Source organism: Gelidibacter sp. (genome assembly GCF_035515035.1).
Classification (GTDB): domain Bacteria; phylum Bacteroidota; class Bacteroidia; order Flavobacteriales; family Flavobacteriaceae; genus Gelidibacter.
Genome location: NZ_DATJCA010000098.1, coordinates 1 through 12,199, shown reverse-complemented (window position 1 = coordinate 12,199; position 12,199 = coordinate 1). Strand labels below are relative to the sequence as shown.

The following is a 12,199-nucleotide window of genomic DNA, read 5'->3' as shown; positions in this document are numbered from 1 at the left end:
ATGGTGATAAGCAGGAGAAACCATAAAGTATAAACTCTCAAATTCCAAAGAATAAAAATTCCAAACTCCAAAAATCAACAATTGGATTTTGGATTTTTTTTTATTCTGCCTTTCTATTTATTTGAATTTTAAACGAGCTATTCTGCCCTTCCCCGCAGCATAAGCCACACTATCATTTAAAAATCTGATGGTATAGAAACCTTCATCGCTCAAATGCTTCCAGGTGCTGCCAGAATCAGAAGAATAGTCAATTCCTTTAAAACCGATGGCCACAAGGGATTTCCCGTCGCCGTTTGGAACATATTGCACACAACTTCTATAGCCAGGCTCTAGCTTATCGCCCACTAATTCCCATGTTCTTCCGCCATCTGAAGTCCTCATTTTATTGGCTTTCGTTTCTTCTGGTTTTGTATAATCGCCACCAATGGCAAATCCGTTATTTTCGTCATAAAAATCCACGGAATAAATACCTGTGGTGGATTGTCCATTGATCATTGGCGTTTCAAAAATTTCCCATGACTTGCCCTTATCACCAGAAAATAATATTCTGCTCGTTTTTCCACCAGTCGCTACCCAAGTGTTGTTGCCTACAATGGCAATATTTGTATTGCTTGCTGCAAAAGCAGCTTCACCTTCCAAGCTTTTCGGTAAGCTATCGCAGGGTAGCTTATTCCAGGTTTCGCCACCATCCCTAGTAATAATAATACTCATGCAATCCTCAGTTGGATCGCCAATTGCAATGCCTTCTCGAGAATTCCAAAAACTTAATGCATCATAAAACACCTTTTCATGGACTTCTTTATAAACCAATTCCATTTCGCCGTTTTCTCCTGTCTTAAATAACAATGCAGGGTTCTCTACACTCAGCATAAAAAAATCATTGGCGGTTCTTGCCACTGCCCTAAACTGTAAATTTAAAGTGTCATAATTTTGCGTCGCCGTGGCCCATTCTTCAGTTTGAGGATTATAAAGACCAAAAACGCCGTTGTTAGCGGCAAAAGCCAAGCTTTTATCAGAAGCGACATCAATTGCCCTGATACTTAAAGCGCTGTTATTAAAAATCTCTTCAATCTCAACTTTGGAGATTTCCGGTTTATTAGGTTCTTCTTTTTGTTTACAAGACAGGATGGCAATAAACAGAAATAGAGAGGTCAAAATTCGCATGGTCACTTTTTTTTTGGGAAAGATACTTGATATTAGAATCAAAAAAAATAAAATAGTCACGCATTCGCGGCATTTTAACGTAACTTTGCAATCGCAATTTTTATAATAAAGCTTGCAGTCGTGCAACTTAACGACAAACAATTAATAAATTAGAAAATGAGATTACACAGAAATATATGTTTTGCAGTTATTGATGGATTGATGCTGATCTTTAACGAGGGTCAATATGCTGACAAAGTCATCCAACAACTTTTAAAACGCGATAAGCGTTGGGGTGCCCGTGATCGTGCCTTTGTTGCAGAAACCACCTATGATATTGTAAGATGGAAGCGTTTATATGCTGAAATTGCTGAAGTCAAGGAACCGTTTGATAGAGATAATATTTGGAGAATGTTTGCCGTTTGGGCTACTTTAAAAGGGATCAAACTTCCAGATTGGTCTTATTTTGAAAACACACCCACCCGAAAAATCAAAGGCCGTTTTGACGAACTTTCTAAAACAAGAAAATTCAAGGAATCCATTCCTGATTGGATGGATGAATTGGGCGAAAAAGAATTGGGCAATGAGGTATGGACCAAAGAAATAAGCGCTTTAAACGAACAAGCGGATGTGATTTTAAGAGTCAACACCTTAAAAACAACCAAAGAAAAGTTACAGGCAGTATTGTTTGATTTGGACATTGAAACAGATTTTATACCAAACTATCCCTATGCTTTAAAACTGAAAGAACGCGCCAACGTTTTTCAAACGGAAGCCTTTAAAGACGGTCATTTTGAAGTTCAGGATGCCTCATCACAATTGGTGGCCGAGTTTCTAAATGTTGAACCTGGAATGCGTGTGGTTGATGCCTGCGCGGGTGCCGGCGGAAAAGCATTGCACATTGCTGCTTTAATGGAAAATAAGGGTCAAGTGATTGCCTTGGATATTTATGAAAACAAACTCAACGAACTGAAAAGACGTGCCAAACGCAATGGCGTGTTTAATGTAGAGACAAGAGCAATAGATTCGACTAAAGTCATCAAAAAACTTCATGACAAAGCCGATCGTGTCCTGATAGACGCACCATGTTCTGGACTGGGGGTGCTGAGAAGAAATCCGGATGCCAAATGGAAGCTGCAACCTGAATTTATAGATAAAATCAAGGTGACCCAACAGGAGATCCTGCAACAATATTCTAAAATAGTTAAATCAGGAGGTCAAATGGTCTATGCAACCTGTTCAATTTTGCCTTCGGAAAACCAAGATCAAGTGAAAACATTTTTAGCTTCAGAAAGCGGCCAGGATTTTACATTTGTAAAAGATGAAAAACTACTCGCTCATACTTCTGGGTTTGATGGATTTTATATGGCGCTCTTACAAAAAAAATAAATTGAAATTTGATGTAAGCACATTGGACAGATCCCGACAACAGTGCTAGGATTTTTTAATTGAGAGGGTTTAAGAAAATATTTTAAACCTGACGTTCGATTTCACTTTATTCAATTTAATATAAAGTAATGGACGAGCTTTTCATTTCGGATTAGCAATTTGGGAGCTCCTTATATTTATGTTTGATTTTGAAATAATATCTTTAAAAAAGACTAATTTTGCACTTTGAAAATACAAACTGTCTGACCAAAAAGTCAGGCGTAAACTAAGACATAATGATTCATTTCTTCGGAAACCAAAACAGCAAGGTATTTGCTGTTCAAGCCACAAAAGAATTAGCAACTGAAACCATCGATAAATTGGTGTGGTTATTTGGCAACCAACCTAAAATAGAACAAGCATCTCTCGATGCTTTTTTTGTTGGTCCCCGTGCTGCTATGATTACTCCCTGGAGTACAAACGCTGTTGAAATCACTCAAAACATGGGTGTTTCTGATATTATTCGTATTGAAGAATTTCAGGCTGTAGCTGAAGATTTCACAGACTTTGATCCGATGATTTCCCAAAAATATAATGGGATCAACCAAGAGTCGTTCACCATTCATATCCAGCCCGAGCCAATCATTGAAATCGATGATATTTCGGGGTATAACCAACAAGAAGGATTGGCATTGAATGACGAAGAAATTGACTATTTAGACGCTATTTCCAAAAAAATTGGCAGAAAACTGACCGATTCGGAAGTCTTTGGATTTTCACAGGTCAACAGTGAGCATTGCCGTCATAAAATCTTCAATGGCACTTTTGTGATTGATGGTGATGAAAAGGAAAAGTCGCTGTTCAAGATGATTCGGGAAACTTCCAATAAAAATCCCAATACAATTGTTTCGGCCTACAAAGACAACGTCGCTTTTGTAAAAGGGCCTATAGTTGAACAATTTGCACCAAAAACAGCAGATAAGCCAGATTTCTATCAAATCACAGATTATGAGTCGGTTATTTCATTAAAGGCGGAAACTCATAATTTCCCAACTACTGTTGAGCCTTTCAACGGTGCTGCCACAGGTTCTGGTGGAGAAATCAGAGATCGATTGGCTGGAGGAAAAGGGTCTTTACCATTGGCGGGAACAGCGGTTTACATGACGGCGTATTCCCGATTGGAGGACACGTTAGATGGAGCTCAGGACAAACCATGGGAACAGACTATGGAAGCCCGTCCGTGGTTGTATCAAACACCAATGGATATTTTAATCAAGGCGAGTAATGGGGCTTCAGACTTTGGAAACAAATTCGGGCAACCTTTGATCTGTGGCTCTGTATTGACTTTTGAACATGACGAGAATCAAGAGGCTTCCACGGGCTCAGAGTCTCCACGCAAACTCGGTTATGATAAAGTAATCATGCAAGCTGGAGGTATTGGCTACGGAAAAGCAGATCAAGCATTAAAAGACACCCCGAAAATTGGTGATAAAGTGGTCATCCTTGGTGGAGAAAACTACCGTATTGGGATGGGTGGTGCGGCAGTATCATCAGCTGATACGGGCGAATTTTCAACAGGTATTGAATTAAACGCCGTACAACGTTCCAATCCGGAAATGCAAAAACGTGCCGCCAATGCCGTACGTGGCATGGTTGAAAGTGAAGAAAACTTTATTGTTTCCATTCATGACCATGGTGCTGGCGGACATTTGAACTGTTTAAGTGAATTGGTTGAAGATACTGGTGGGCTTATCGATTTAGATAAATTACCGGTGGGAGATCCGACGCTTTCAGCAAAAGAAATTATTGGGAATGAATCTCAAGAACGTATGGGCTTGGTCATTGCGGAAAAGCATTTGGAAACGCTTCAAAGAATAGCAGATCGTGAGCGCTCACCAATGTATACTGTGGGAGATGTAACTGGAAATCATCGGTTTACTTTCGAATCCAAAACTACGGGCAAAAAACCAATGGACTTGGAAATTAATGATATGTTTGGAAGTTCTCCAAAAACAATCATGACGGATAAAACCATCAGTAGAAATTACGACGCAGTCACTTATAAAAAAGATAAATTTTACGATTATTTAGACCAATTATTGCAGCTGGAAGCTGTGGCCTGTAAAGATTGGCTGACCAATAAAGTAGACCGTTGTGTGGGCGGTAAGGTTGCCAAACAACAATGTGTTGGCCCACTACAATTACCCTTGAACAATGTGGCCGTAATGGCCCTGGATTATACCGGAAAAGAAGGTGTAGCCACTTCCATTGGTCACTCCCCTATTTCGGGCTTGATTGATCCTATAGCCGGCAGTAGAAACGGTATTACTGAAGCACTTACAAATATCATTTGGGCACCTTTAAAAGACGGGTTGCAAAGTGTATCCCTTTCAGCAAACTGGATGTGGCCTTGTAAAAACGAAGGTGAAGATGCACGTCTTTACGCCGCAGTAAAAGCAGTTTCAGAATTTTCTATCGATTTGGGCATCAATGTCCCTACGGGAAAAGATTCGCTTTCCATGAAGCAGAAATATCCAGATGAAGAGGTTATTTCTCCTGGAACCGTCATTATTTCGGCAGCAGCAAATTGTAATGACATTACCAAAGTAGTCGAACCTGTTTTAAAGAAAACGGCCGGAAGCCTCTATTATATCAATCTTTCTCAGGACGGATTTAAATTGGGCGGCAGTTCATTTGCCCAAGTCTTGAGCAAAATTGGGAACGAAACGCCTAAAGTTCAGGATGCATCCTATGTAAAAACAGTTTTCAACACCATTCAAAATTTAATCAAGGATAGTCAAATTGTTGCGGGACATGATGTGGCTTCGGGCGGATTGATCACGACCTTATTGGAAATGTGTTTTGCCGATAACAATTTAGGAGCTGAATTGGATCTGACCAACATCGGCGAGAAGGACTCTTTCAAAATACTTTTTGCTGAAAATGCCGGAATCGTTTTTCAAACAAAAGATAATTCAGCAGAAAAAATATTGGCTGATGCAGAGATTGAATTCTTCAAAATAGGTAAAGTAGTAGAAGGTGATTTCTTAAATATCATCAATGGCAACGACGTATTCAGTATGACCGTTTCCAAATTGCGCGACATGTGGTATACAACCTCTTTTCTACTCGATCAAAAGCAAACGGCAAACGGATTGGCCCAAGATCGGTTCGATAATTATAAGCATCAACCTTTACATTATAAATTCCCAGAACATTTCACAGGGAAATTGGAAGGCACAGTCAAATCGCGCCCAAAAGCAGCCATTTTAAGAGAGAAAGGGTCCAACTCTGAACGCGAGATGGCAAACGCCATGTATCTGGCAGGATTTGATGTTAAGGACGTGCACATGACCGATTTGATTTCAGGTCGTGAAACGTTGGAGGACATTCAGTTTATCGGCACCGTTGGCGGGTTTTCAAACTCAGATGTTTTAGGCTCTGCAAAAGGCTGGGCGGGTGCGTTCTTGTACAACGAAAAAGCAAATCTTGCCTTAAAGAATTTCTTTAAACGAGAAGACACGCTGTCCGTAGGGATTTGTAATGGCGCTCAACTTTGGATGGAATTAGGCTTGGTCAATCCTGAGCATGAAACTCATGGAAAACTGACGTATAATACATCCCATAAGCACGAAAGCGGATTTAGCTCTGTAAAAATACAAGAAAATAATTCTGTCATGCTCTCAAGTATGGCCGGAACCACCTTAGGGGTTTGGATTTCACACGGAGAAGGCAAGTTTAAACTACCACTTTCAGAAGACCATTACAACATCGTGGCCAAGTATGGTTATGAGGCCTATCCGGCAAACCCAAATGGATCTGACTACAATACGGCGATGATGTGCGACAAAACAGGTAGACATTTAGTGACCATGCCACACATTGAACGATCCACATTTCAATGGAATTGGCCGTATTATCCTGAAGGCAGAAAAGACGATGTTTCGCCATGGCTGGAAGCCTTTGTCAATGCACGCAAATGGATTGAAAATCAATAAAATTTAATATTACCCAATTTAAAAAGGGATTTTACTAATGTAAAAGTCCCTTTTTTTATGTCCTCATTTGAATATCCTATTTATTTTCATACTTTGCATATCCTAAACTTCATAAAACTAATGACTGACGTTACCAGAATTTTTGATTTTCCAAGGTATCAATTGAAACATTATTACCTTGAGAAAGCACTTATTACAAAATATGACGGGAAATGGACCTCAATTTCCACTCAAGAATATATTGACCAAGCCAATGCCATAAGCAGAGGTTTGCTGCGCATTGGTATTCAACCAAACGATAAAATTGCGGTTATTTCCTCCAATAACCGAACTGAATGGAACGTTATGGATATTGGTATTTTGCAAATTGGAGCGCAAAACACCCCAATCTATCCAACAATTTCTGAATCTGATTACGAATACATCCTTAACCATTCCGGATCAATCATTTGCTTTGTGTCCGATGAAGAAGTTTTAGCTAAAATCAATGCCATAAAAGCAAATACCAAACTAAAAGCAGTATATACTTTTGATGACATTAAAGATGAAAAGAGCTGGAAAGATATTTTAGAATTAGGCAAAGATGAGAGCAACCAACATGAGGTAGAAGCGCGCATGGCTGTAGTAAAACCTCACGATTTGGCCACTTTAATTTACACGTCTGGAACTACAGGAAAACCAAAAGGGGTCATGCTTTCACACAATAACCTAGTCTCCAACGTGCTGGACAGTCAAAAACGAGTGCCTTTTGAAAACGGAAAATCCAAGGCCTTAAGCTTTCTACCCGTCTGTCATGTCTTTGAACGCATGATTTTGTACCTCTACCAATATTGTGGTGTGGAAATTTATTTTGCAGAATCTATTGAAAAGATGAGTGAGAATCTTCAGGAAGTCAAACCAAATGTCATGACCGCAGTACCACGACTTTATGAAAAGGTATATGACAAAATTGTAGCCAAAGGAGGTGAATTGACAGGCATCAAAAAGAAATTGTTTTTCTGGGCTATAGATTTAGGGCTTAAATATGAGCCTTATGGCGCCAATGGCTGGTGGTATGAATTACAGCTGAAACTTGCAAGAAAACTAATTTTTAGCAAATGGAAAGAAGGTCTTGGTGGTAATTTGGATATGATGGTTTCAGGAAGTGCAGCATTACAACCGCGACTCACACGAACTTTTGCGGCTGCCGAAATGCCCATCATGGAAGGTTACGGATTAACGGAAACCTCTCCCGTAATCTCAGTAAATGATATGCGAAACAAAGGTTTTAAAGTGGGTACTGTTGGAAAAATTATTGATAATGTAGATGTAAAAATTGCTGAAGACGGCGAAATTCTTGTGAAAGGTCCAAATATCATGTTAGGGTATTATAATGAGCCTGAGCAAACGAAATCCGTGATGTCGGGCGACTATTTTCACACTGGAGATATTGGTGAAATAGATGAAGACGGTTTCTTAAAAATAACGGACCGTAAAAAAGAGATGTTCAAAACTTCTGGAGGAAAATATGTGGCTCCCGCGTTGTTGGAAAACGAATTAAAACAGTCGCGATTTATTGAACAGATCATGATCATTGGTGAAGGTGAGAAAATGCCAGCCGCCTTGATTCAACCTAATTTTGAATTCATCAAAGAGTGGATTAAAAAGAAAGATAAAGACGTCCAATTAGACAATCAGTCGATTATAAAATCTGAAGTTGTATTGGCTCGAATCCAAAAGGAAATAGATAAAGCCAATGTGCATTTTGGAAAATGGGAGCAAATTAAGAAGTTTGAACTTACGCCCGATATTTGGTCTATTGAAGGTGGTCAATTAACTCCAACCATGAAAATGAAACGAAAAATCATCAAGGAGATGTACAAGGAACTTATTGAGAAAATATACAGACCGTAAACGAAAGAGCTTCATAAAATGAAGCTCTTTTTTATTTATTCAAACTCAACTTCTTATCCACAATACGCTCAAAATAATCTTGTAAAAATGCTTTACAAGCTGTTTCAGCGGCTTCCATTTCAGAGGTTTTATTGGCAATCAAATTATGTTCTAGGCTTTTATCGTTAATATCATAAAATCCGGTGGTTTGCTTGCCATCAAAAGCACAGATGTAATTCCCACGTAACATATAATATTGAGAGGCGTTATGATTAATTGCAAAAGGCTCTACACCATCATCTGAAACAAGACTCCTTCCCCAACTTCTAAAAGGTTTGTCGTACCCAATAATATCCATTAAAGTGGGATAAATATCAATTTGCTGCGCCAATTCGTTCTTTGTACCTACCAAACTGCCATCCGATTTGTAAAACAGAATAGGCACCGCACGTCTATTGATCGTTTTGTTATAGACATCATAATACACTTGGTTAGGATGATCAGCAGTAATCACAAAGATGGTGTTGTCAAACCACGGCTCTTTCTTTGCCGCTTCAAAGAATCGTTTAAATGCATAATCTGTATAGCCAACAGGTTCGTGCATTTGAACGTCTCCTTTCGGAAATTTACCATCGTATTTTTTTGGAATTACAAATGGCTCGTGGGACGTTACCGTAAAAACAGTGCTAAAAAATGGCTGTTGTTTTTGGTCCAAAGTCGATTTCATATACTGTAAAAATGGTTCATCCCAAATGCCCCAACTGCCATCAAAATCATCGTCGTTGCCGTATTCTTCCATTCCGTAATAATGATCGAATCCTAAAATATTGCTAAATCCCAAAAATCCCATCGAACCATTGGGTGCCCCGTGAAAAAAGGAAGTGTCATAATCCATTTCGTTAAAAACAGATACCAAACTCTGGATTTTTTGATTGGCATAACTTGAGGACGTAAAGGCATCAAGAAACGAAGGAATACCAGCCAAAACAGAAGACATGCCATGAATGGATTTAGAGCCGTTGGCAAAAGCATTCGGAAAGATAAGACTGTGTTGCGCCAAAGAATCCAAAAATGGTGTGTAACTCACATAATTGTCAATGTCCATATCCTTATTAAACGCGCCAATATATTCCCGACCCATACTTTCGGTAATGATAACTACAATATTCGGTTTTGTTGGGTCATTATTAGTGTAATGCTTTATAGGCTTGATGTAAAACTCAATCTCTTCATCGGTAATTTTATAATCTACTTTCTTAAAGCTTTTGGTTCCAAAGGTTCTGATAAATGCAAATGTGGTGTTGAGCACTAAATCGGCTTGCTCCATTTTTTTGACATGCTTGCTTGCATCCACCAAATTGATGGGACGCGTACTTTTTTTAAAATCGCCGCCTCTAATGCCACCCACGATTAAAACACCAACGATAATAAAGCCTATAAGAGAAGACAGATAATATGTTTTAGTTGATAATGGATGTGCCATTGGCTGCAGCTTTACCCTTTTGTACAAGTAGATCCATAGCAAGCTCACTAAAAGGAACAAAAGATACACATGCCAATAACTCACCATAAACCTGAAAAACATGGCCGTTTTATTGGCTTCATTCTCTACCACCTCTAAAACCGATAGTGTTGTTCTGGCGAAATTGAATTTGTAGTAAATGAAATCCACGTAATTGAACGCATACCCAACCAAATTGGTAATAAAATAAACGTAGAACAGTAATTTTTGATACCCTGAGGATGTGGTCGACCGAAGTGGCAAAATCGAGAGAACAATAAAGAGACTATTGACATATAAAATTGCCGCAGTATCAAAAGCCAATCCGTAAAAAGACAATTTAAAAAACTCTCCCAGCGAATGCACTTCCAAAACATCATAATTATAGAGGAAAAACAAAAATCTGGCAATAAAATAAAAGAGATACGCCAGAAATAGGCGATAAAGTAGAACGATATATTCCTGTTTCCGAAAGAACAACTTCATGAAAAATAAATGTGATGTTAGTAAAGGCGCAAAAGTACAAATAACTGTTTAACCAAGATCATATGGAAAGGTTTAATCGTCCTTTTAAAGGATTGACAAGGTCTTAAAAACATCCGCAAAAAATATTTTTAATTTATTATGCATGCATAGTAAATTTTTGTATATTTGGAATCCTTATGTATTAGAATGAAAGATAAAACCATTGATTACGTTCTTAGAACCACTTGGTTAGCGGTTACTAAAATGTATAACGAAGAAGCTTCAAAGTTTGACAGCACTATGGCGACAGGTTTTGCTTTACTGAGCATTGATCCTGAAAAAGGCACACCTTCAACCGCTATGGGACCAAAAATGGGCATGGAAGCCACGAGCCTATCCAGAACCTTAAAATCTATGGAAGCACGCGGTTTGATTGAGCGACGCCCCAATCCTGAAGACGGACGTGGCGTTTTGATTTTCCTAACCGATTTTGGAAAGAAAAAACGCGCATACTCTAAAGAAAAAGTGTTAACTTTTAATGAGGCCATTCGCAAAAACGTTTCGGAAGAACAATTACAGCATTTTTATGAGGTCGCCGAGATCATCAATAACATGATCTCCAATAAAAACATATACAACCAAAAAGAAAATAGTTTATAATAACATGAGCAAACGTAGAATAAAAAAAGTAGCCATTATTGGCTCTGGAATTATGGGAAGCGGTATTGCATGTCATTTTGCCAATATAGGCGTTGACGTATTACTTCTTGATATTATCCCAAGAGAATTGAATGATGCCGAAAAAGCTAAAGGACTCACTTTAGAGGACAAAGCCGTTAGAAACAGAATTGTTAACGATTCTTTGACTGCTTCTCTAAAATCGAAACCCTCTCCTATTTACGACCAAGCGTTCGCCAGCAGAATTACTACCGGTAATCTTGAAGACGACATTGCAAAAGTCAAAAATGTGGATTGGATTATGGAAGTTGTAGTGGAGCGCTTGGACATTAAGAAACAAGTTTTCGAAAAACTTGAGAAATATAGAACTCCAGGCACTTTGATCACCTCCAACACTTCAGGAATTCCTATTCATTTTATGAGTGAAGGCCGCAGCGAGGATTTTCAAAAGCATTTCTGCGGAACGCATTTTTTCAACCCTGCACGTTACTTAAAATTATTTGAAATTATCCCTGGACCAAAAACCTCTCAAGAGGTATTGGATTTCTTGAATAATTATGGTGAAAAATTCTTAGGTAAAACTTCGGTTATTGCAAAAGATACACCGGCATTTATTGGAAACCGTATTGGGATTTTCGGAATTCAAAGTCTCTTCCATCAGGTAAAAGAAATGGATTTGACGGTGGAAGAAGTTGATAAATTGACCGGACCGGTAATTGGTCGTCCAAAATCGGCAACCTTCAGAACTGTTGACGTGGTAGGTTTGGACACCTTGGTGCATGTGGCTAACGGTATTTACGAAAACGCTCCCGAGGATGAAGCCCATGAGCTTTTTAAACTTCCAGATTTCATCAATACCATGGTAGAAAACAAATGGTTTGGAAGTAAAACCGGACAAGGTTTTTATAAAAAGGAAGGTAAGGATATTAGAACCTTAGATTTAAACACCCTTGAATATAGAGATCGGAAATCGGCACGATTTGCAACCTTAGAACTGACCAAAACTGTTGATAAGGTCATTGATCGTTTTCCAATTTTAATTTCTGGAAAAGATAAAGCGGGAGAGTTTTATAGAAAGAATTTTGCTGCGATGTTCGCGTACGTGTCTAACCGAATCCCTGAAATAACCGACGAACTTTATAAAATAGATGATGCCATGAAAGCCGGTTTTGGC

General features: G+C 38.7%; 7 protein-coding genes. 5 read left to right on the top strand and 2 right to left on the bottom strand.

The window, feature by feature from the left end:
• Positions 1–117: 117 nt before the first annotated feature.
• Positions 118–1,164 carry an oxidoreductase gene (locus tag VLZ86_RS07765; RefSeq protein WP_325450061.1) on the bottom strand — a complete coding sequence of 349 codons (1,047 nt, stop codon included), beginning with the start codon at positions 1,162–1,164 and terminating at the stop codon, positions 118–120.
• A 156-nt stretch (positions 1,165–1,320) separates the two neighbouring features.
• Here VLZ86_RS07765 and VLZ86_RS07760 point away from each other — a divergent pair, with 156 nt between their 5' ends.
• From VLZ86_RS07760 to VLZ86_RS07750, 3 genes are all read left to right on the top strand, one after another.
• A complete protein-coding gene (locus tag VLZ86_RS07760; RefSeq protein ID WP_325450060.1) occupies positions 1,321–2,532 on the top strand; it encodes an RsmB/NOP family class I SAM-dependent RNA methyltransferase in 1,212 nt (403 codons plus the stop codon).
• A gap of 275 nt (positions 2,533–2,807) precedes the next feature.
• Complete coding sequence (gene purL, locus VLZ86_RS07755) at positions 2,808–6,509, top strand: phosphoribosylformylglycinamidine synthase (protein WP_325450059.1); 3,702 nt, start codon at positions 2,808–2,810, stop codon at positions 6,507–6,509.
• Positions 6,510–6,629: 120 nt separating this feature from the next.
• Positions 6,630–8,402, top strand: a complete 1,773-nt coding sequence (locus VLZ86_RS07750; protein WP_325450058.1) for a long-chain fatty acid--CoA ligase — start codon at positions 6,630–6,632, stop codon at positions 8,400–8,402.
• A gap of 31 nt (positions 8,403–8,433) precedes the next feature.
• Here the strand turns inward: VLZ86_RS07750 and VLZ86_RS07745 are convergent, their stop codons facing one another.
• On the bottom strand, positions 8,434–10,368 hold the full coding sequence (locus tag VLZ86_RS07745; protein ID WP_325450057.1) for an LTA synthase family protein: 1,935 nt from the start codon (positions 10,366–10,368) through the stop codon (positions 8,434–8,436).
• Positions 10,369–10,554: 186 nt separating this feature from the next.
• Between VLZ86_RS07745 and VLZ86_RS07740 the strand changes: the two genes are divergently transcribed.
• Together VLZ86_RS07740 and VLZ86_RS07735 are read left to right on the top strand one after the other, a co-directional pair.
• Positions 10,555–11,007 (top strand): MarR family winged helix-turn-helix transcriptional regulator, encoded by a 453-nt coding sequence (locus VLZ86_RS07740; RefSeq protein WP_325450056.1) that lies wholly within the window; start codon positions 10,555–10,557, stop codon positions 11,005–11,007.
• Between the two features lie 4 nt (positions 11,008–11,011).
• Positions 11,012–12,199, top strand: a 1,188-nt coding sequence (locus tag VLZ86_RS07735) for a 3-hydroxyacyl-CoA dehydrogenase family protein (protein ID WP_325450055.1), incomplete at its 3' end; no start/stop codon positions are given.

Excerpts from the sequence above, each read along its gene's own strand:
- VLZ86_RS07745 (WP_325450057.1), bottom strand. The coding sequence starts at position 10,368 with ATGAAGTTGTTCTTTCGGAAACAGGAATATATCGTTCTACTTTATCGC.
- purL (WP_325450059.1), top strand. The coding sequence starts at position 2,808 with ATGATTCATTTCTTCGGAAACCAAAACAGCAAGGTATTTGCTGTTCAA.
- VLZ86_RS07740 (WP_325450056.1), top strand. The coding sequence starts at position 10,555 with ATGAAAGATAAAACCATTGATTACGTTCTTAGAACCACTTGGTTAGCG.
- VLZ86_RS07765 (WP_325450061.1), bottom strand. The coding sequence starts at position 1,164 with ATGCGAATTTTGACCTCTCTATTTCTGTTTATTGCCATCCTGTCTTGT.
- VLZ86_RS07760 (WP_325450060.1), top strand. The coding sequence starts at position 1,321 with ATGAGATTACACAGAAATATATGTTTTGCAGTTATTGATGGATTGATG.
- VLZ86_RS07750 (WP_325450058.1), top strand. The coding sequence starts at position 6,630 with ATGACTGACGTTACCAGAATTTTTGATTTTCCAAGGTATCAATTGAAA.